Origin of the sequence: Leptospira saintgironsiae (assembly GCF_002811765.1) — a bacterium.
In the GTDB taxonomy this organism is placed as follows: Bacteria; Spirochaetota; Leptospiria; order Leptospirales; family Leptospiraceae; genus Leptospira_B; species Leptospira_B saintgironsiae.
In genome coordinates this window covers 169,033-188,758 of sequence record NZ_NPDR01000001.1, presented here as the reverse complement: position 1 = coordinate 188,758, position 19,726 = coordinate 169,033, and the positions used below count along the sequence as shown (strand labels likewise).

General features: G+C 39.5%; 21 protein-coding genes. 9 read left to right on the top strand and 12 right to left on the bottom strand.

All coding sequences use genetic code 11. The annotated features are described in order from the left end of the window. Positions 1-14: 14 nt before the first annotated feature. The 10 genes from argJ to CH362_RS00795 form a co-directional block, all read right to left on the bottom strand. A complete protein-coding gene (gene argJ / locus CH362_RS00835; RefSeq protein WP_100708472.1) occupies positions 15-1,166 on the bottom strand; it encodes a bifunctional glutamate N-acetyltransferase/amino-acid acetyltransferase ArgJ in 1,152 nt (383 codons plus the stop codon). A gap of 82 nt (positions 1,167-1,248) precedes the next feature. Further along, entirely contained in the window at positions 1,249-2,640 is a 1,392-nt protein-coding gene (locus CH362_RS00830; protein WP_100708471.1) for a HAMP domain-containing sensor histidine kinase, read from the bottom strand. Then, positions 2,630-3,334, bottom strand: a complete 705-nt coding sequence (locus CH362_RS00825; protein ID WP_100708470.1) for a response regulator — start codon at positions 3,332-3,334, stop codon at positions 2,630-2,632. The genes CH362_RS00830 and CH362_RS00825 overlap by 11 nt, the downstream gene beginning before the upstream one ends. Positions 3,335-3,569: 235 nt before the next feature. Next, positions 3,570-3,983 (bottom strand): hypothetical protein, encoded by a 414-nt coding sequence (locus CH362_RS00820; RefSeq protein WP_100708469.1) that lies wholly within the window; start codon positions 3,981-3,983, stop codon positions 3,570-3,572. Then, positions 3,980-4,348 (bottom strand): hypothetical protein, encoded by a 369-nt coding sequence (locus tag CH362_RS00815; RefSeq protein WP_100708468.1) that lies wholly within the window; start codon positions 4,346-4,348, stop codon positions 3,980-3,982. The genes CH362_RS00820 and CH362_RS00815 overlap by 4 nt, the downstream gene beginning before the upstream one ends. Continuing rightward, on the bottom strand, positions 4,329-4,916 hold the full coding sequence (locus CH362_RS00810) for an RNA polymerase sigma factor (protein WP_100708467.1): 588 nt from the start codon (positions 4,914-4,916) through the stop codon (positions 4,329-4,331). The genes CH362_RS00815 and CH362_RS00810 overlap by 20 nt, the downstream gene beginning before the upstream one ends. Positions 4,917-4,969: 53 nt before the next feature. Further along, the gene (locus CH362_RS00805) at positions 4,970-5,362 is read right to left on the bottom strand and encodes a hypothetical protein (protein WP_100708466.1); all 393 of its coding nucleotides are present in this window, start codon (positions 5,360-5,362) and stop codon (positions 4,970-4,972) included. After that, positions 5,359-5,535: an LIMLP_16695 family PerRB-regulated protein gene (locus CH362_RS19205; RefSeq protein WP_165780213.1), complete on the bottom strand. Its 177-nt coding sequence runs from the start codon at positions 5,533-5,535 to the stop codon at positions 5,359-5,361. Before CH362_RS19205 ends, CH362_RS00805 begins: the two co-directional genes overlap by 4 nt. Before the next feature lie 240 nt (positions 5,536-5,775). Then, the gene (locus tag CH362_RS00800; protein ID WP_208859526.1) at positions 5,776-6,417 is read right to left on the bottom strand and encodes an NUDIX hydrolase; all 642 of its coding nucleotides are present in this window, start codon (positions 6,415-6,417) and stop codon (positions 5,776-5,778) included. Continuing rightward, positions 6,413-7,582: a ribonuclease D gene (locus tag CH362_RS00795; protein WP_100708464.1), complete on the bottom strand. Its 1,170-nt coding sequence runs from the start codon at positions 7,580-7,582 to the stop codon at positions 6,413-6,415. The genes CH362_RS00800 and CH362_RS00795 overlap by 5 nt, the downstream gene beginning before the upstream one ends. Before the next feature lie 40 nt (positions 7,583-7,622). On the opposite strand from CH362_RS00795, the gene purF reads away from it, so the two are divergent. Next, positions 7,623-9,089: an amidophosphoribosyltransferase gene (purF, locus tag CH362_RS00790; RefSeq protein WP_100708463.1), complete on the top strand. Its 1,467-nt coding sequence runs from the start codon at positions 7,623-7,625 to the stop codon at positions 9,087-9,089. Between the two features lie 30 nt (positions 9,090-9,119). On the opposite strand, the gene CH362_RS00785 is transcribed toward purF, so the two are convergent. Both CH362_RS00785 and CH362_RS00780 read right to left on the bottom strand, forming a co-directional pair. Further along, complete coding sequence (locus tag CH362_RS00785; RefSeq protein WP_100709220.1) at positions 9,120-10,124, bottom strand: hypothetical protein; 1,005 nt, start codon at positions 10,122-10,124, stop codon at positions 9,120-9,122. Then, positions 10,108-10,581 carry an LIC13259/LIC11441 family protein gene (locus CH362_RS00780; RefSeq protein WP_100708462.1) on the bottom strand — a complete coding sequence of 158 codons (474 nt, stop codon included), beginning with the start codon at positions 10,579-10,581 and terminating at the stop codon, positions 10,108-10,110. The genes CH362_RS00785 and CH362_RS00780 overlap by 17 nt, the downstream gene beginning before the upstream one ends. A gap of 165 nt (positions 10,582-10,746) precedes the next feature. Between CH362_RS00780 and CH362_RS00775 the strand changes: the two genes are divergently transcribed. Genes CH362_RS00775 through CH362_RS00740 form a run of 8 tightly spaced genes read left to right on the top strand, consistent with a single transcriptional unit; the run spans position 10,747 to position 19,726 of the window. Then, positions 10,747-11,067 carry a (2Fe-2S) ferredoxin domain-containing protein gene (locus CH362_RS00775; protein WP_100708461.1) on the top strand — a complete coding sequence of 107 codons (321 nt, stop codon included), beginning with the start codon at positions 10,747-10,749 and terminating at the stop codon, positions 11,065-11,067. A gap of 12 nt (positions 11,068-11,079) precedes the next feature. Continuing rightward, positions 11,080-12,108 (top strand): zinc-binding dehydrogenase, encoded by a 1,029-nt coding sequence (locus CH362_RS00770; protein ID WP_100708460.1) that lies wholly within the window; start codon positions 11,080-11,082, stop codon positions 12,106-12,108. A gap of 47 nt (positions 12,109-12,155) precedes the next feature. Next, positions 12,156-12,689: an LEA/WHy family protein gene (locus CH362_RS00765; RefSeq protein ID WP_244280446.1), complete on the top strand. Its 534-nt coding sequence runs from the start codon at positions 12,156-12,158 to the stop codon at positions 12,687-12,689. Next, positions 12,679-13,008, top strand: a complete 330-nt coding sequence (locus CH362_RS00760; RefSeq protein ID WP_100708459.1) for an LIC13255 family lipoprotein — start codon at positions 12,679-12,681, stop codon at positions 13,006-13,008. The genes CH362_RS00765 and CH362_RS00760 overlap by 11 nt, the downstream gene beginning before the upstream one ends. Further along, positions 13,008-13,499: a hypothetical protein gene (locus CH362_RS00755; RefSeq protein WP_100708458.1), complete on the top strand. Its 492-nt coding sequence runs from the start codon at positions 13,008-13,010 to the stop codon at positions 13,497-13,499. Before CH362_RS00760 ends, CH362_RS00755 begins: the two co-directional genes overlap by 1 nt. A gap of 3 nt (positions 13,500-13,502) precedes the next feature. After that, the gene (locus tag CH362_RS00750; RefSeq protein ID WP_100708457.1) at positions 13,503-14,444 is read left to right on the top strand and encodes a DUF1175 family protein; all 942 of its coding nucleotides are present in this window, start codon (positions 13,503-13,505) and stop codon (positions 14,442-14,444) included. A gap of 10 nt (positions 14,445-14,454) precedes the next feature. Further along, on the top strand, positions 14,455-19,074 hold the full coding sequence (locus CH362_RS00745) for an alpha-2-macroglobulin family protein (protein WP_100708456.1): 4,620 nt from the start codon (positions 14,455-14,457) through the stop codon (positions 19,072-19,074). Next, positions 19,052-19,726 carry a YfaP family protein gene (locus CH362_RS00740; RefSeq protein ID WP_100708455.1) on the top strand — a complete coding sequence of 225 codons (675 nt, stop codon included), beginning with the start codon at positions 19,052-19,054 and terminating at the stop codon, positions 19,724-19,726. Before CH362_RS00745 ends, CH362_RS00740 begins: the two co-directional genes overlap by 23 nt.

Sequence of the window (19,726 nt, the reverse complement as noted above, 5' to 3'; positions counted from 1 at the left end):
CGGATTCGACAAACTTAGGTTGTGTAGTATGCGTTTTCCTTCACGTAACCTTCGGTCAGGTCGCATCCCCAGAACACCATCTCTTTGTTTCCGGTATTCAATACCACATCGACGAAGATCTCGGAATTCTTTTTTAGATACTCCGATAATTTTTTGAGAGTTCCGGAATCTGCACCCTTGACAGGAAGTCCTCCGAAATAAATTTCCAAAGAGTCAAATGGGATAGGCTCATCAAAAACTTTACCCACAGCCATGACTAATCTTCCCCAATTCGGGTCTCCACCGTAAATTGCAGTTTTGATCAATGGAGAATTTAGTATAGATTTACCTATTTTTCTAGCTTGAGACTCGTCCTTGGATTTTTTGATACGGACTTCGATTAATTTGGTCGCGCCTTCTCCATCTCTTGCTACTTCTTTTGCAAGATCAGTACAAATTTCTAAAAGTGCTGATTTGAATTCTTTAGGATCTACAGAACCTGCAAGTCCATTACTAAGTAAAGCGACGGTATCAGATGTAGAAGTATCCGAATCTATTGTGATACAATTAAAACTTAAGTCCACACAATCTTTTAAGATTGGATAAACTTCTCCCTCTATCAGAGCGTCTGTTAGAATATAAGAAAGCATAGTCGCCATATTAGGCTCTATCATTCCTGCTCCCTTTGCCATTCCAAAGATAACAGCTTCTCCATTAGAAGATTTGATCTTTCTTGTGGAAATTTTTCTGCGAGTATCAGTGGTCATGATTGCTTCTGCCACTTCGTCTAGATTGCCAGGTTTTAAATTTGATTTTGCCTGTGCACATGCAGGAAGAATTACCTGCATAGGAAGCGGAACTCCAATCACTCCTGTAGAAGAAGGTAACACAGAAGTTTCCGCGATACCAAGAGACTTTGCGATCTCTGAACAGATTTGTCTGGAGTTTGAAATTCCTTTTTCTCCAGTAGCAACATTTGAGTTTTTAGAATTAATAACTACAGCTTGCAAGACTCCATCACGTATATGTTCTTTGCCTACGATGACTGGAGCGCCCGGAAAATTATTTTTAGTAAATACCGCGGCTGCCTTGCAGGGTTTTTCGGAATAGATCACTCCGAAATCTTTTGTTTTGTCTTTGATCCCTATGTTTGTACCGAATGAAAAAAAACCCTTAGGATAATCCATGTTCTAACCTTTATATATAGAATCTCTATATTCGGTTGAGGGCTGTTTTAGGAAAAGCGTATTACGAGCAAATGCTCGGATTTCAAACTTCTGAGATCTCAGAATACACTAACGGAAGGGTTACGGAGAAGATAGTCCCACCTTCTGGATTATCGAAAACTTTGACAGAACCGTGATGTAATCTAACAATATGTTTCACGATAGAAAGTCCGAGTCCTGTTCCGCCTTCTTTTCGGGATCTGTTCTTGTCTACTCGGAAGAATCTTTCGAAAATCCTTTCCTTATCCTCGTCCTTGATCCCGATCCCTTGGTCCATTACCTGAAAATTCACTGAGTCAGGTTCCACCTTTGCTATCTTCAACGTGATTGTTTTATCATCTGGAGAGTAAGAAGAAGCATTAGAAATCAAATTTAATAGCATATGCTCCAAGAGAACCCAGTCAGCAGAAATGGTTAGTGGGGCAGGCATGTCCACTACGAGTTTTTGTCCTTTCGGAGAGATAACTCCATCCACAGTGAAAGAAAGATTTTCTACCAAAGACTTTAATGTAAATTCTTCAGGTTGAGCGATTGCAGATTGGTTTTCAATTCTAGTGATCGTAAGCATATCCTCTACGATACGAACCATTCTGTCTGTATTTCGAGAGATCGCGTCTAAAAATCTTTTTTCATGACTTTCTTCTAAAAGTTTTAAACGGCCGAGTAATGTTTCCGTATAACCTTTGATGGAAGTGATAGGAGTTTTTAATTCATGAGAAGCGTTTTGAACAAACTGTTCTCTTATTAGATAAGATTGTTTTTCTTCAGTGATGTTTCGGATTACGCCAATGAACATCAAAAGATTTCCGTTCGTTCTGAGTGGATACATTTTGATTGCGTAAAAATTTTGGCTTAGATCCAATTCTATTTTAGGTTCACTTTTCCCGGAAAGATTCCTTTTAATAAAGTCCAGTAACCTTGGATCTTTGACTGCGTCTTCTACCTTTCTGGAGCCTGAATTAGGTTCTATTAAGGAACCAGGAATACTTCTGTTTTGAAAAACAATGGAACCCTCCAGGTCTACTGAGAATACACCTTCTTTCAAGTTTTGTAATACTGAGTCGAACTTTTCCTTTTCGATGGTAAGATCTACGAATTGGTGTTTCAAACGTCCTGACATCAGATTGATTGAAACTGCAAGATCAGCTAACTCTTGGATTTCAGGAAGACTTAACTCGGAGCCGAAATCTCCTGCGTTGATCTCTCCTGTTTTCATTTCGATCTGGTTGAGTGTTTGAGTTACACTTCTGGCAATGGAGAAGGACATATAAAAAGTCCCAAACATTGCCAATAAGATATAAGCGGAGAATAAAAGTATTTTCAGGTCAGGGTTGATCAAGTCCTCTAAAAAGAGGACTATCCCCGCGACAGCCATAAGGAAAACGAGTAGAAGCCAGTTACTTAAGAGTAGTTTAGAAAATAAGCTACGCCTCATTGAATCTGTAACCAATCCCGCGGATGGTTTCCAACCTCTCCTTCTCTTCTCCTAGTTTATCTCGGAGTCTTTTAATATTAACATCTACAGCTCGATCCGTCACGTAAATATCCTTACCCCAAACCTTATCTAAAAGTTTGTCTCTGGTAAACGCAACGCCTGTATTGGTCATAAACAGATAGAGAATTTTATACTCGATCAATGTAAGATCTATTTCTTCATTATTGATAAATACTTTATGTGCTTTCGGATTCAGGAAAATTTTGCCGACCGTGATGTTTCCTTCTTGGTCTTGCTCATCTTCTCCTTCTCCCGATCTTCTCAATACAGAACGAACTCTTGCGATGAGTTCTCTTGTGGAGAAAGGTTTTCTAACATAATCGTCCGCACCAAGTTCCAGTCCTAAGACCGCGTCGGTCTCTCCGGATTTAGCGGTAACCATGATGATTGGAAGAGAATATTTTTCTTTGATCCTTTTGCAAAGATCCATTCCACCAATACCTGGAAGCATTAGATCTAATACTACTAAGTCGGGCAGATTTTTTTCGATCCTAGGAAGCACCTCTAAACCGTTTTGGCAGGTGTCCACTTGGTATCCGTTCTCTTCTAAATGAAATTTGATCAGTTCTGCGATATCCTCTTCGTCATCTACTACGAGAATTTTTTGGCCAGGGGTGCCGGAAGCATTTTTCATAAATTCGCTGAAGCTCTTTCTCCTACGCCTCGGAGGATTTTTGTCATTAGTCGTCGGGGAGGAGGATCCTTGGATTTGGATAGGTTCCATCCCTTCAGATTGTCAGAAAACCGTTACAAAAGGTTTACACAAACATTACAATCGCCGGAAAAAGAATATTCTGGGCTTATTCTTATGACAACCAGTAAACAAAAAGGAATGTTCCCTTATGTCATACCTTAGACGGCTGTTTAGTTCAGTCCCGATCCTTAATAATTTCGTTTAACTCGTTGATCAGCTTTCTCTGACGGAATAGGACATAAAGGACGAATCCAGAAAATAGAGCCAGACCCAAAATATAAACCCAAAGTAGGCCTTTTAATCTGCTCTGTTCTTCTTCGATCGCTTTGATTGTGGTTAGGTGTTCTACTAAGAAAAAATAATTATCAGATTGGGCCCAGGATTTTCTGGCTTCTTCCCTGATTTGGGTGATTAGAACATCAGCTTCCTGTTTACTCATGTTTTGGATGAGCGGGAAGACAGAGTCTAACTTCATTTCTAAGAATTCTTTTGCAGTTAATTTGGTCTCAGTCTGTTTTTCTTGCGCGGAGATTTGGTTTCCGAAGGTAAGTAATAAAGATAAAGCGATCCCAAAACTGAAATATTTCATTCGTCGAATCCTAACTTGTTTTTCCATTCCTTGGTATAAGGACTCTTATTTTGCACAAGATAAATCCCTATTAGAACCGTAAAAAGCAGGAACAAAAAGCCGCTAGTCGCTAAAATCGCATGTAAAATCCCTGTTTGGAAGAGAAAATTCCAATCCACAAACAGAAGAACTGTGAGTGGAGAAAAAGCCAAGATCAGAATTGTAATTAGAATAAGCCGGATATGCTTCAGGTGTACCAAATGAAGCATTACTTTTTTCTTAAGCATTGGAGGTACATCATCGTTCACACCACCTTCCGGAGGTTTTACAAAAAAATCCAATTGCTCCTGCAATTCGTCAGGAAGTTTATCTTTTTCCGTGCTCATCGTCTTTTTTCAGCCAATCGCGTAAGATTTCTTTCCCTCGAAAAATATAACTCTTTAAAGTATTCATTTTCAAGTTTAAATTTTCGGAGATATCTTTATAGGACATATTTTCGAAGTAGTGTAACGATATAGGTTTCCGATATAGCTCGGGTAACTTATCCACTAAAGATCTTATCTTTTCAGTGGTTTCTTTTTCTAATACTTCGGATTCTTGAGAGGAGAAATTATCTCCCAACTTCTCGCTCGACAACGTATCAATAGGAGCGTCTATCTCAGGGTGCTCTTTTCGGTATCTGCGTATGATCTCATTTCTTGCAATAGAGAAGACCCACGTTGAAAATTTGGATTTTCCTCTGAATGTGGATAATCCTTCGAATGCTTTTAGGAAAACATCCTGAGTAAAGTCCTCAGCTTCTGCTTCATTACGAAATGCTTTTTTTGCCTGAGAATAAACCATCGCTTCGTATTTTAATACGAGTTGTTCGAATGATTCGAAATCTCCGGTTAGAACTTTTTGGATATTGGCCCAATCCTCCGGATCGCATAGGATGGGTTCTTCCGGTTTCATGGGAGTAATTATAAACCTATTTTATGGAAGGATCGGATTTCAGAAGAACCGATTCACTTCCTAGGAGACCATTTATAATAACAGAGAAGACCAAGACCAGTCCCGAGAGGGATCAAGCCGCCAAGCATAGCTAAAGATTTTCCTAATACTAAAATGAAAGTAACTGAAAGAGCAATACCAACAAAGGTAAGAATAAGTCCTAAAAAGAAGGAATAAAGACGAAGATCAAATTTTTCTTTTTGATAAAGGCCTGCTTTGATGATCGCCATTCTCTGACGATACCACCAAAAGAATAGGAAGAATAATAATAACCATCCGAAGATGATCCCTACAATCGGAATACTATACAGGATTGCTTTGTATTCTCCACCAGGCTGACTTGCTTGGATGGCGATCCTGATTTCTTCTAGACTACGAAAGAGGGCTTCCTTTTCTTCCGGAGTCATCTGCTAAGAACCGCCACCTTTAGTGAAGAAGTTTCACCTTTCTTAAAGTAAGGGATTTTTTGTTCAATGCCAGGTCTGTTGGCGAGAGACTCATACCAGTCCTCTTCTTTCCAGCTTTCTTTAAGATAACTAGTGCGGATGTCTGAATTAAATAGATCCTTAATTTTGCTCATTGGAATGCTCCTATGTAAAATGCCTTTCGAAGTTCGAATACGCACTTTAAAACTCCCGGAAAAGGGTTTTAAATTATGTCGTATATAATTTCGGTCCACTTTCGGAATCCCTAAAGTGGAAAACCTCGTAGGACTACATTTTTTAGAGACGTAAGGGTTAGAAGAAAAATTGGGAGATGAGACAAAAAAATAGAAAGAAAGAAAAATGAAAAACCCTAGATCTTTCGTTTTAAGCTGAAACTATTCGGGCTTTTTCACGTCCAAGAACGGCGCTGAACTTAGGTTAGGAGTTCTTAAAATGGGAGAACGATCAAAGCCTGCATGTTCTCTTAAGAAGTCCACAATGATCCTTGCAGTGGCTCCCCATAAAAGTCCTTCCTCTATATCAAAGTAAAATACTTCTAATAAAGGTGAGTCAGGTTTTCTTCTTCCTTTAATGCTGTAAAAAGGAGCCTCCCAAAGTCTGTCTAGCTCCAGTATGATAATTCTTTCTACTTCTTCTGGATTGAATTCGAATTTAAAATCTCCAGAATATTGAGCCAAGAATGGAGTGATATGAAATCCGGTATGAGTGAGTTGGCCTCTGTAATTTCCGATTACGGATAATTCTTTATCAGGAGCTCCCATCTCTTCTTCCCATTCTCTAAGAGCTGTAACTAAAAGGTCCTTATCTTCTGGATCTTTTACTCCACCTGGAAAAGAAATCTGTCCTGGATGAGATGCAAGGTTTGGATTTCTTTTTTGAAGAAGGAAACCGTCCTGTCCATCCTTTTGGAACACAGGCATGACTACAGAAGAATGTGCAACATCTTCCGGCAGATTTGGTTCTCCTTCTGGTAGAAGGGGAAGTTTCTTTTTTAGTTTATCTAATTCTAATCTAATCAAATTTCTTTTTGATCGGGATCAAACCTGACAAGGTTGTCTCGTAAGGTTTGGATTGCATTGCTGCTATAATAGAAGGTCCATAATTTTCCACCTTCCAGTTAGAAAAGATACCTAGTTCTTTTAACTCTTCGATAGACTTAGGATTTCTTTTTGCAATCTCCGCGATATTCTTATTAGACGGCATCAAGTTATGACCCATCCGGCGAATGGACATAACTGTTTCTCTCCACTGCCTTAATCTTTTAAATCTGTCTGCATCTTCCCCAGCCAAATCTTCAGTAGATCTTTTGAATAGATCATTCTTTTGGATAGGAGGGCCACTCGGATTTTTATAAACCTGATATAAATTTTCGGCGTCTTTTTTACCTATGATGTCTATGAGTTTATTCAACTCTCCTCGCGACTTAACTAATTCCAAAACCTTGTCGTTATTCCAGACTCGGAATGGAGCCTTGTTTAACTTCTTTGCTTTTTCGTCTCGGAAGCCTATCGTATCGTGAAGTGCCCTTCTTTCGTCAGAACCCAATTCTAGAACATTCGGGAATTTTTCCAAATTAATAGAAAATCCTTCGAAAGGCTCTGGCTCTTCTTCTGCAATTTTTGCGAACTCAGAAACCGCTTCGTCTAACAATTTACGTTTTCCGAGTTCCTCGCCCATTTTAGTCCAAATGGATTCTAGATACACTGTATCCAGAGCCGCGTATTGGAGCTGACTTTTTTCTAGAGGGCGCTTTTCCCAGTTGGATTTTTGTTCCTTCTTCGAAAGTTTGACCTTGTGGTAATGTTCCACAAGATACAACAAAGAGTTCTGTTCTAAGTCTAATAAACGAGAGCTAAACATCGTGTCTGCGATGTTTATAAACTTGAAACCGAAGTCTCTTTTCAGAGCTTTGATATCGTCCGAAGCGGAATGAAATATTTTTAAAATGCTGGGATTCTCAAATAGAGGTCCTAACCCGGAGAGATCGTCCAAACGAATAGGGTCAAAGATATAATTTTTACCCTTAGAGGATATTTGGATGAGACAAACTTTGGAATAGTAGGTGTAATAGCCGCTAGATTCCGTATCAATAGAGAGGCAATCGGATTGAGAGAGAGTTATCAATGCCAACTGTAAGCTTCGGACGTTGTCTACGACAATATAATCGGATTGTATTTGCATCTAAAAGGCGACCTGGGAGACTAGCGTCGGAAGGGGGACCATGAGTTCGATTCCCAATACGTCCAGTCTACGGACCCTAGTCCGAGATGACAAACCAAAAGAAGAATGTGCGATCTTTGGGATTTTTAATTCTCCCGAAGCGGCCAATTTCACTTACCTCGGCTTGTACTCCATGCAGCATAGAGGCCAAGAATCGAGCGGGATCGTTTCCTCCGACGGAGAACATCTCTACCGCTACGCCGGGATGGGACTCGTAGCCAATATTTTTACCGAAGGCAAGATCCGGGAACTAACCGGAAGCGCGGCCATCGGGCATAATCGTTATTCTACCACAGGTGCGAGCTTCTTACGAAACGCTCAACCTCTCAGAGTTGAGTCTCATTTAGGACCAATCGCTCTGGCTCATAACGGAAACCTGGTAAATTCCTGGGAAGTTCGTTCCCAATTGGAAAAAGAAGGTTCCATCTTCCAAACTACAATCGATTCGGAAGTGATCGTCCACCTAATGGCTCGCTCCGGAGAGACAGATTTGCTTTCTGCACTTTCTTCTGCTCTGAAAAAAGTAAGAGGGGCATATTCTCTTGTAGTCCTTACTAAAAACCAATTGATTGCTGTTCGCGACCCGAACGGTTTCCGTCCTTTGGTTATGGGAAGAAGAGATGACGGATCCATCGTATTCGCATCCGAAACCTGCGCATTCGATATCACTGACACCACTTACGAAAGAGATGTGGAACCTGGTGAAATGATCGTTGTGGATAGAACAGGAACCCGTTCCTTCTATCCTTTCCCTCCTGCAAAACCTGCTCTTTGTATTTTCGAATACATTTATTTCGCGAGACCTGATTCCAATATTTTTGGTGAGTCTGTTTACAAAGTTCGCAAGGCACTTGGAAACCAACTCGCTCAGGAACTTCCGGTCGAAGCTGATGTTGTGATCCCAGTTCCTGACTCTGCAAACATTGCAGCTTTAGGTTATTCAGAAGCTTCCGGAATTCCTTTCCAATCTGGATTGATCCGTTCTCACTATGTTGGTAGGACTTTCATCGAACCGGACCAAAAGATCCGAGATTTTGGTGCTAAGATCAAATACAATGTAGTGAAAAACGTAGTGGATGGAAAACGTGTTGTGATCGTAGACGATTCCATCATGAGAGGAACCACCAGCCGTAAAATCATTAAGATGATCAGAAACGCTGGCGCTACTGAGATCCATTTAAGAGTTTCAGCTCCTCCTACAGTTTCCCCTTGTTATTACGGGATAGACATTCCAACCCATAATGAATTGATCGCTGCTACTCATACGATCGAAGAAATTCGTAAGTATTTGAGAGTGGATTCCATTGCTTATCTTTCAGTGGATTCTATGCATAAGGCAGTGAATGATCATAGGGGCGGTGGTTTCTGCAACGCTTGTTTTACCTCAGATTATCCTGTGGAATTCCAAAGCGATATGGGAAATCAAAAGAGTTTATTCAAGGAATACGAGGTAGAAGAAAGGGTCTAAATATTACCGTGTAATCGGTCTTTTAGATCTCTATTTCACTCTGAAAATTTGAGGCCTTCTACCGAAGGTAATGAAATCGGACTCTTCTCCTTTGATATAGGCAGATAATAGGCTTTTTTCTGAAAATCCTATATGATTCTGCTCTTCTAACATTCCTAGAATTTCTAATGCAGCGTCCTTATCCAAAGTATTCAGATAATTTAATACTTCTTGGTGGGAGTTCTTTTTATGAGCTTCTTCTATAATTTTAAGAACTTCTTCTCTTGCTCTTAATAGGGATTCTTTTCTTTCTACAAGTCCTTCCATTGTAGAGAGTATAATATTGATCTCAGGATCTTCGGCGAATAATTCGAGAAGATGAGGATAGATCCCTGGGAATCGGATCGGGAATTCGTAGAGAGAATCTTCTAATCCTCTGTAGAGTTCTGCCTCTTCTTCTTTATTTAATCCTAAGGATTCTCCAAGCATTAGTAGAGTTTCGATAGGCATGAGTCCTAAAAATCTGGCTGCGAATATACTATCTTTTTTGGTTCTAAGGCAAAATAATATAAATTTGGAAATCCTTTCCGGAGGAAGTCCGTTCCAAAATTGCGCCGCTTTCGAATCCAGAAAGTTACTTTCTGTTCCAAAGACCTTCTTCTCTTTTTTAAGTTTTTGGAATATTTTGAAGTCTTCTTTTACGATTCTATAAAGTAAAGAATCGTCCATCTCCAGAATTGTGGACATTACTTGGTCTGGAGAAGAGATAGAAAGAAAGTATCTGACTAGATCGAATCCTATTTCGGATCTTGTGGAAAAGTTCTCTAAAATATCTGCAGGTGCTTGTTGGAAAGCAGTGGCACCAACTGAGAAGGAGTTAACTCCTTCTAAAAACTTTTCTAATTTTTCGAAGGCAAAACAAGCCTGTTCACCGGAATCATTCCAATTCGATTCCCTGTAAAAATCCCTACAATTTCCGGGACAGGGTTTGGATTCGGAGACTCCCGCTAGACAGGTTCTTTCTTTTTGTCTTTCGTTTTCAGGGAATAAGATCACCACAATCACGCATATCCGGAGCGTATGGATTCAGGATTTTCATACCGGCAAACACCCATGTCTTTTTGACCATTGGACAATAGAAACGGTTTCTTCCAGATTGTAGTCCACGCACCTTCATTGTACTCGCTAAAATTTCGCTGAACTTGGAATAGGCCTCAAAGGATATTCTCACATCCGGAGATTTTGCCTCTTCCAGTACATTTTTCATTTCTAGTGCAGAAGATTCCAAGCCACCTTTTGCTTCTTTCAAAGAATTTAAGGAAGAAATTAATCCACTTACGTCTGGAGAAACACTCTCCGTTGTTAAGAGAAATTGAATTGTCTTATCGTTTTCCGACAAAACTTTTTCGAAAAGTGGTTTTTCCGCCTCTAATAGAGGCTTCTCTTCTTTTTTGCAGAAGGAAAGGGAATATAATAGTGAGGATAATATAATTAGTATTACGGAACGTTTCATCCTATTCTCCAAATATGAGTAAATACTCGAGAATCGAGCCTCTTAATACCATAAAAAAATCTTTTTTAGGTTCTGGCAACTGTTAGAGCTTCAAACTAATCTCTGAAAAAATGGGTTCAAAGCTTTTGCCTATATAGGAAATTAGGAGGAAAGGCAAGTACCTAAATGTATTTTGATAAGCATGTTTTTGTCTGCGAGAATGTCAGAGCGGAAGGAGAAAGACCATCTTGCGGTCCGAAAGGATCTCCTCAATTGCTCGCTTATATGAAAAAGAGAGTACAAGAACTTGGACTTAAAGGTAAGATCCGAATCCAAAAATCAGGATGTTTAGATCGTTGTGAGTTGGGTCCAGTGCAGGTTTCTTATCCCGAAGGTCTTTGGTTTTCTATCAAAACACAAGAGGACGCGGAAGCATTTATACAAAATCATATACTAGAAAATAAACCGGATATGATCCGGCATCTGACGTTAAAGGACGAAGAGTGAGAGGATAATCAAATGGCAAAAAAATTCGAACTACCAAAATCGTATCTCGCATACGAATTGAAAGAATACAGCAACGAGCCTGGAAGAGCTAAGATAGTAGAAAAGGAACTCAAGCCCCTAAAGAAGGGAGAAGTTCTACTTAAGGTTCATTCTGGCTCTATCAATCCATCTGACCTAATGTTCATGAGAGGACTTTACGGAATTAAGAAAAAACTTCCTGTTGTTCCTGGTTTTGAAGGAAGCGGTTTGGTGATTGCAAGCGGCGGAGGTTGGAGAGCAAATTCTCTAGTTGGTAAACCAGTCGCATGTGTTGCTCCAAATAAAGGTGACGGACCTTACGCAGAATACATGATCACAGATGCGTATTCTTGTTTTACGTTAGGAAAAGATGTAAGCTTAGAGCAAGGAGCTTGTTTATTCGTAAATCCTATCACTGCTTGGGCTCTCCTCGACCAAGTTGTTCGAGAGAAACATAAGGCTTATGTTCAAACTGCCGCTGCTTCTGCCTTAGGAAAAATGTTATTAAGACTTTCTAATAAAAAAGGAATTCCCGGCATTCATGTTGTAAGAAGAAAAGAACAAGTTGATCTTCTTAAATCTTTAGGCGCTGAACATGTGCTTGATTCCAGCTCTCCTAATTTTGATAGAGAGCTTAGAGTTCTGTCCAATAAACTGAATGCTACTATTATGTTAGATGCAGTTGCGGGAGAGATTACAGGGAGAGCTTTGGCCGCTATGCCTTACGGAAGTAAATGTGTGGTCTATGGTGCGTTATCAGAGGAGCCTATTTCTTATCATGCAGGACTTGGTATTTTTCAGGACAAAAAGATAGAAGGTTACTGGCTTTCTTCTTGGATGCCTCAGCAAAGTCCTTTTAAAATTTGGAAGATCACTTCGGAGATCCGATCCCTTTTAGGAAAAGAATTCCAAACTCAAATCGCTGCAAAATATCCACTCAAAGAAGCGGATAAGGCGATCCAAGAATATGCAAATAATATGACTAGAGGAAAGGTTCTCATTTCCAATGGATGGGAGCTTTGATGGGAATATTTTCCCCGCATATAAAAGGGCCGAATTTCTTTCGGCCTTTGATTTTAGTTTTAGGGACCTTCTTCCTTTTTAGCTCCTGCTTGGGAGACTTAAGAGAGAATGTTAAAAAGCTACAGGCTTGTAAGTTTAGGATCTTGGAAACCAAAACGGAAAGGGTAGAAATTCTACCCTTTCCGCCTTCTCCCAAGATTGTAATGACTTCTAAGCTGGAAATAGAGAACCCGAATGATTCTTCAGTTAAAATTTATAAGTTTGATCTTGGCGTAATCACTTCTGGCACTGATGGAAAAGACGCCGAATTAGCTCGGGTAATTTCAGAAGAAGAAACAGAAGTCCCAGCTTTTTCTAAAACTGTTGTCCAACTCAGAATAGAAACAAGCTTTGAAAAGAGAGAAAACCAGGATAAACTATTACTTGGAATTTTAGTAGTCACAAACCTAGTCGCTGGAAAAGATCCGAATTTGAGAATGAAAGGAAGCGTAAGATACAAAACCGCTTTAGGAGAAGTAGATCTTCCTTTGGATGAAAAAATACGATTATTACCACCTAAGAAGCCGGAGCATGAAATTTAACTCTTTAAGTTTTAGAACTGCCTGTAAAAGCCTAATTCTTCTTATAATCTTAACTATAGGTTTGTCGAATTGTTCCAATGTGGACGACGATTTTTATACTTTCGGAGAAGCAGGAACTAAGATCATGGTGGCTTACGCTGCAAAAGATGCGGAATGCGGATCGAGTAGACAGATAACTTCTTTAGTTCCAGGTAAACAAAGGAAGAAGGATGTGGACAACTGTGTTGCCTCAGTCGCTTTCGAAAAATGTAGTTTTTGGATCCAGGCAGGAGATCCAGTTCCTTTTGCATGTAAGGCGATCGAGTTTAGATTGAAGTGATGGGATGGATTGCCAGACATTTTGATTATCTGATTTTTGCTGCGCTGGCTTTATCCGGCCTTTCCTATCTTTATATACTTCTTACTCGAAACAGAAGACATGATTCCAAATCAGTAGTTCATTATAATATTCCTTCGGCTGAACCGATGGGTTTTGATCCGAATGAAAAACCTAAAAAGAAAGAACCTAAAGTAAATGTTCTAGAAGTTTTTGATTATAACGGAATCAAGATCATGCATGAGAATGGAATGTACACCGTGAATCATGCAGGAGAGATCCAGGTTTATGGTTCTTGGCAGGAGCTTCCTTCTAGATATCAAGCAATGGTAAAAGAGATGGACAAGTCTTCTATAGGACAAAAGAAGAAGGGAAATTACTATATGGAAGTTCTGAACGGAACCTATTACGTTATTTTTCCCGATGGCAAAAAGCATAAATATCCTAAGTTCGAAGATATTCCTGAAAAAATCAGAAAGGCATTGGGTTACTGATCTGTGCGATTTCGGATTTACTATCTTCTAATATTCATTTTATTTGAATGTAATTCTTATTTTGAATCCGTTCTGGATCCGACTGAACTAAGAATGCCTGCAGACGGTAAATCAGTTGCCGTCTTAAAAATTTTGAATCCACTCTTTGGCGCGAAAGATCATTTCCTATGGGAAAACATAGATCCTGAATTACTCAAACTTCTCTCGACCGAAAAAAACGAAAGAGAAGATGTCTTACGTGTGCAAGCGGGTATGATCCCAGCAAATGTTACGATCCGAACTGAAAAAGGCAAAACAGTTAAGATTTCCCTCTACAGCCGAGATGGGGATTTCGATCAGGATGGGTTTCCTGATTCTGCGGAACTTAGAACTGAATCAGATCGCCAGGCATTTCGAGATTGGTTTGTTAGAATCTCTTTATCACAATATTTAAAAGAAAATTCCTCCTGGAATCTGAAGGAAAGAGATTGCAGCGGATTGATTCGTTTCGCATATAAGGAGTCTCTAAAGGCTCATACTCAGGATTGGCAAACTCGGACCGGGATCTTGTTGGATAAAAATTTGCCGGATGTCCGGGAATTTAATTACCCGGATATACCCTATATTGGTAAAAATTTATTTCGAACTGGTGAGGGTAAATTCGGAGAATTTGCGGACGCAGAAAGTTTGGAAAAGTTCCATACTTATTTTGTTTCAAAAGAGTTAGAGTCTGGACTAGCGGGAGATATTCTCTTTTTCAGATCGGATCGAGGGGTCGGAACAAATTTCCATTCTATGATCTTGATAGAGGGAGAAAGTAAAAATCCCCAGCTTTTATATCATACTGGTTCGGATCGAGGCATCAAATTGATCCGAGCAAAAGAATTGGAAAGAAGTGTGTTGTTTTCCCCAGAAAAGAATAACCGAAATTTTCTTGGGGTATATAGATTTCGGATTTTAGAATAGGAATTTCAGAATGAGAACTCGTGTATCGGATCGTAAAAAGATAATATTCTCTTTTCTCGCAATTTTGATCTCTGCATTAGGATTATTTTATGTGAAACCGAATTTATTCGGTTCCGCAGCATTCTATCTCGGAACAGACAGAAGTTTCGGCTCAGGTGAGAACGCTTACGTGAACCTGGAAGGAAACGGAACTGTAAATTACGAATTTAGAGTATATAAGATCGCAGATCCTCAGGCCTTCTTAACCAAAAAAGTAAAAGAAAGATTGGTCCAAGAGAATAATGACGGAGCATTTGGAAATCCAATTGCATTATTTACAAGAACTGTTGATAAATTCAGGAACGATTTCCGTAAAGTTGCCAGAAAAGAATTCAATTCTAAGACAAGATCCGAGCTTAAAAAAACATTAGGAATTGATTATGAAAAACCTAATGAGGAAAAAACTCTCGCGATCCCTGCAATTTTAAAAGACCAAGAATTGGTCGCTACATTCTCCATTCCGACTGTTACTTCTTTCTGGGCCTATCGTAGGGTCCCTGTTCCGATCCGTGACAATGGTGTTTATCTGGTTGAGGGTGTTTCCGGATCTCAGTTAGCTTATACGATTCTGATCAAATCAGGTTTGAACTTTTTAGTAAAACAATCTGATGCAGAAACTTTTGTATACGTAGGCCGCAAAGATAGTGGAGAGCCAGTTGCAGATGTGGATCTCACTCTTTTTAATTTGGAGAATGGCCAAGCATTCCAAACAGGAAAAACAAATTCCGACGGAACTTATTTTTATAAAGGAAAAAGTCCCGTAAAAGGATTGGTTCTCGCTCATAAGAATGGAGAATATTCGGTTTCCGATCCTGAATTTTATTCCAGTTCCTTTTATGGAGAAGGTGGGCCGAGAGCCTATATGTATACAGACCGCCCTGTATATAGACCGGGAGATACCGTTTATTTTAAGGGAATTGTTAGAAACTTCTCCCAAGATGATTATAGAACCATTTCTGGTGCTGGTGTAATCGCGGTTGCAAGTGAACAGGGAGAAACTTCTATACCAAGTGTTCCTATTAATATTTCGGGAGACAATGGAACTTTTTCAGGAGAATTTGTAGTTCCTGAATCTGAAAATACAACTCTTGGAAATTATTCTCTTATATTAAATTTTCGTGATAAAACCTTCCAAACTGAGTTTGCCGTGGAGGCTTATAAAAAACCTACTTTCCTTGTTTCAGTGTCCGTTCCTAAATCCAATTATTTACAAAGAGAAGAAGTAAACGCTCTTGTAAAGGCTAGATATTATTACGGCCAACCAGTTGCAGGACAAGAGGTTGCTTATAGGGTATTTCGCAGACCTAAATTCGATTATTCTCCTGTGGGAACGATTAACTTTGATGCTTCTTCCGATTATTTGGAGCAGTCCGGTCAAAGTGATAAACAAGAGTTGGTCTTGGATGGAAAAGGAAAATTAGATTCCAAAGGGCAATATTCTATCAGCTTTAAGCCGGATAAATCAGATGCGGATTCTATTTATACAGTAATTGCTTCTGTTCAGGCTGAGGATATGACCTTAGATGGATCCGCTTCCTTCTCCGTAAATCGAAGTGCATTCTTTGTGAGGATCTCTAAAGATAATTCAGTTTATGAGCCAGGTAAGGAAGCAAAGTTAACAGTAAATTTGATCGCTTATGACAAAACTTTGAGCGAAGTCGAACGCCAGAAAATGGTGGGAAATAGAAATGTAGATCTTATTCTTTATAATAGAGATATTCAATTTGTAAAAGAGGCAAATCGTTCTAAAATTTCTTCTTTGTCTGTGATGACTTCCGCTTCTGGAGTTGGGACTGCTTCTTTCACAATTCCTAAAAGAGGACAATTTGTTTTGGTCGCTGAGACAAAAGATCCGAGTGGAAATCTTACAAAGTCAGAAACATTTTTCTGGGCTTCTTCAGTTTCCGATTCTATCGAAATTCCTTTCAAAGATATTACTCTAAAACCAGGTAAAGATATTTATTCTGTAGGAGACACTGCTGAGATCCTTGTTTTAAGTCCTGTTTCCAACGGACATATGATCTTAACATTAGAAGGAAATCGTATCTTTAAAAAAGAAGTCGTAAAGATGAAAGGAAATGCTTTGAAATATGCAGTTCCGATCACAGCGGAGATGAGTCCAAACTTCACGTTATCTGCTGTTCAGTTCTCTGGAAATGATGTTTATAAAAGCCAAGTAAGAGTGGTCGCTCCTCCTGAGCAGAAGTTCTTGAAAGTGGCTCTGGAACCAGGACGCAAAGTATATCGTCCAGGTGATAAGGCAGAGATTCGTTTGAAAACTACTGGCCTGGGTGGCGCTGGAGTTTCTGCAGAAGTTTCTCTCGCGATTGTAGATGAAGCAATTTATCAAATTAAAGAGGAGAAAACCCCTAATATAGGAACATTCTTCTATCATCCAAGAAGGAATAACGTGCAGACCACTTTGGCTTCTGCCTATAAATTCTTTGGTTATTCAGAGAACAAAAGATTAAAACTGGCTTTGGGTAAAAAGGGAGATTCTGTTTATTCTGCAATGAAAAACGAGGACCAGGCTCGGGATCGTTTTAAAGATACAAGTTATTGGAATGCAAAAGTAAAAACAGGGCCTGATGGAACTGCAACAGTTAGTTTTAATCTTCCGGATAATTTAACTTCTTGGAGAGTGACTGCGATTGCAATCACTCCTGATACAAAAGTAGGAAGAGGACAAACTAGTTTTATTACTAAAAAGGATCTAATGATCTTAGGCGGAATGCCAAGATTTATCATCAAAGGGGAGACCCAAAAAGTTTCCGCTACGATTTCCAATCAATCTCCAACCAAACTTCCTATCAAAGTTACAGTAAAAGCAGAAGGCGCAAAAATTTTAGGTAACTCTGAGACTACGATCAATTTGGAACCTGGCCAAAACCAATCTTTACATTTTGATGTTCAGACTATTGCAGATCCTAAGATCAAATCCGCAAAGATCAGTATTCTTGCCGCGGGTTCCGGCTACCAAGATTTACTTAAATCAGAAATTCCACTCAAGACTTGGGGATTGCCTAAAACCATTTCGGATAGTTTAGGAATGGAAGAAGGAGAACATTCCGGAGTTCTAAACTTAGAAGCACCTAAAGAATTGGGAGATCCTCGTTTGGAAATTCGATTGAGCCCTGCTTCTTTACCTGCCTTAAGACAATCTTTGGATTATCTTGCCGATTATCCTTATGGTTGTGTGGAACAAACTATGAGTAGATTTTATCCTCTTCTATCCGCTCAAAAAGCAGGGTTCATCAATGAAAGACTTAGGAAGGAACTTCCTAAGATGATAGATGTAGGATTGAAAAGAGTGTCGGAACTCCAACGAACTGATGGTGGATTCGGTTGGTTCGAAGGAGGAGTGGAAAGTGATGTTCTGATGTCCGCTTATGTTTATAGAGGATTAGCAGTTAGTCAGAAAAATGGAGCCAAGGTTTCGGCTCCAGTATTGAATCGAGCCAGGGCGTATTTGTATGATGTCTTAGGCAAAGGAGATCTTTCTCCGAATGCAAAAGCATATATCATATTCTCCTTAAGTGAAGGCGGAAATTTAGAAGACTCAATTGTAGATGGTCTAGTAAAATCTTCTGCCAAATTGAATCAATATGGGCAGGCGTTGCTTGCATTAACATTAGCTAATAAAGGTAAAAAGGCAGAAGGTTCTACTTGGTTTAAAAAAGGTATAGAATCCAGTGGATTTGGAAAGAAGGCCTTCTTCAAACTTACTTCTTATGGTAAAAATCCTCGTTGGGAAGAAGACAGGATCGAAACTATTTCTGCACTATTGAGTGCAGGAGTTCGATTGGGAGAAGATAAGGTCATTCTTGCAAATCTTGCCTCTTCTCTTTTATCCAATCGTATTGAGTTAGCTTGGAATAACTCAAGAGATACCTCTGCTGCTGTATTAGCGTTATCTGAGTTTTTAGCTTCTGTTCGCGAATCTGAAACACCTGCTAATGTGGAGATTGTACTAAACGGAACCAGTTTAAAAACAGTAACTCTTCCTCCTAAGTCAGAACAGGGAGAATTGTATAAGATCCCGATCCCTTCCGAGCTGATACGTTCGGGACCAAACAAAGTAGAAGTTTTGAAGAAGGACGGGCCTGTACTTTATGCAACTGCTTCTTTGTATTACACGGATAGAAGCAAAAAAATACAAGCTTACACTAATGGTATCAAAGTAAAACGAACCTATTATAAATTAAAAGTGGATTCGAATGATATCACTCCTGTGGAATCCAAATCTTTCCAACCAGGCGATCTTGTTATGGTCGAAGTTTCAGTTCAGAAAGAAGGCGATGTAGATTCTTATTACCAAGTAGAAGATTCTCTGCTACCTGGATTCTCTTTCCTACAAAGAGATGCAGAGTATTATGCAGGGGATCTAAAGATGGAATATCTAAGTCGTCAGGTTTACGACGATCGAGCTGTTTTCTTTGTAGGAGGTCCTACAAAAGAATTTAAGGTCAGATATTTTATCAGAGCAGAAGTGGGTGGAAAGTATAAGGTAATTCCAGCCAGAGCTTCTTTAATGTATTATTCAGAAGTAACAGGAGCGAGTTCAGACGATGAAATCAACATTGGTCAATAATTCACTCCTGGTTGCTATTTTACTTTTTGGATCTGCAACATTTGCGCAAACGGTGACTATAGATTCTCCTCATGGCGGTTTCACGACTGAAAGGATCCAAACTGTTTCAGGGTCTGTTAGTGGAAATCTGGAAAAGGCAACTATCGTAATTAACGGAATTCCCCAAATGATCCGTTTACAAGGTGGAAAATTTTCCTTAAGCACAGTAGTTGCTCCTGGAACAAATCTGATAGAAGTAAAAGCGGGTAACGCAAGTGATAGAGTTTCCTTCTTCGCTGCTGTTCCCCCACGAGATATCAAAGTGGTTCTAACCTGGGATACCGCGACAGATGTGGATCTTTGGGTCTTAGATCCTACCGGAGAAAAATGTTTTTACGCGAATCGCTCCACCAAGTCTGGAGGAAATCTCGATGTAGACGTAGTGGATGGATATGGTCCGGAAACTTTTACCATGTCCAAGGCGTTACCTGGAAATTATTCTATCCAAGTGCAGTATTACGGTTCTTATGATAAACCGGTTACCAGAGTAAATGTGTATGTTGTATTGAACGAAGGAAAACCGAACGAAAGAAGAAAACAATTTCAATTCGTAATGACTCGTTCCCAACAAGTATATCATATCGCAAACTTTGAGATAGATCCGGAATCCTGA

What these genes read in the sequence shown, in the direction of transcription:
- argJ (WP_100708472.1), bottom strand. Translation starts at nt 1,166, where the DNA reads ATGGATTATCCTAAGGGTTTTTTTTCATTCGGTACAAACATAGGGATC.
- CH362_RS00830 (WP_100708471.1), bottom strand. Translation starts at nt 2,640, where the DNA reads ATGAGGCGTAGCTTATTTTCTAAACTACTCTTAAGTAACTGGCTTCTA.
- CH362_RS00825 (WP_100708470.1), bottom strand. Translation starts at nt 3,334, where the DNA reads ATGAAAAATGCTTCCGGCACCCCTGGCCAAAAAATTCTCGTAGTAGAT.
- CH362_RS00820 (WP_100708469.1), bottom strand. Translation starts at nt 3,983, where the DNA reads ATGAAATATTTCAGTTTTGGGATCGCTTTATCTTTATTACTTACCTTC.
- CH362_RS00815 (WP_100708468.1), bottom strand. Translation starts at nt 4,348, where the DNA reads ATGAGCACGGAAAAAGATAAACTTCCTGACGAATTGCAGGAGCAATTG.
- CH362_RS00810 (WP_100708467.1), bottom strand. Translation starts at nt 4,916, where the DNA reads ATGAAACCGGAAGAACCCATCCTATGCGATCCGGAGGATTGGGCCAAT.
- CH362_RS00805 (WP_100708466.1), bottom strand. Translation starts at nt 5,362, where the DNA reads ATGACTCCGGAAGAAAAGGAAGCCCTCTTTCGTAGTCTAGAAGAAATC.
- CH362_RS19205 (WP_165780213.1), bottom strand. Translation starts at nt 5,535, where the DNA reads ATGAGCAAAATTAAGGATCTATTTAATTCAGACATCCGCACTAGTTAT.
- CH362_RS00795 (WP_100708464.1), bottom strand. Translation starts at nt 7,582, where the DNA reads ATGCAAATACAATCCGATTATATTGTCGTAGACAACGTCCGAAGCTTA.
- purF (WP_100708463.1), top strand. Translation starts at nt 7,623, where the DNA reads ATGAGTTCGATTCCCAATACGTCCAGTCTACGGACCCTAGTCCGAGAT.
- CH362_RS00780 (WP_100708462.1), bottom strand. Translation starts at nt 10,581, where the DNA reads ATGAAACGTTCCGTAATACTAATTATATTATCCTCACTATTATATTCC.
- CH362_RS00775 (WP_100708461.1), top strand. Translation starts at nt 10,747, where the DNA reads ATGTATTTTGATAAGCATGTTTTTGTCTGCGAGAATGTCAGAGCGGAA.
- CH362_RS00770 (WP_100708460.1), top strand. Translation starts at nt 11,080, where the DNA reads ATGGCAAAAAAATTCGAACTACCAAAATCGTATCTCGCATACGAATTG.
- CH362_RS00760 (WP_100708459.1), top strand. Translation starts at nt 12,679, where the DNA reads ATGAAATTTAACTCTTTAAGTTTTAGAACTGCCTGTAAAAGCCTAATT.
- CH362_RS00755 (WP_100708458.1), top strand. Translation starts at nt 13,008, where the DNA reads ATGGGATGGATTGCCAGACATTTTGATTATCTGATTTTTGCTGCGCTG.
- CH362_RS00745 (WP_100708456.1), top strand. Translation starts at nt 14,455, where the DNA reads ATGAGAACTCGTGTATCGGATCGTAAAAAGATAATATTCTCTTTTCTC.
- CH362_RS00740 (WP_100708455.1), top strand. Translation starts at nt 19,052, where the DNA reads ATGAAATCAACATTGGTCAATAATTCACTCCTGGTTGCTATTTTACTT.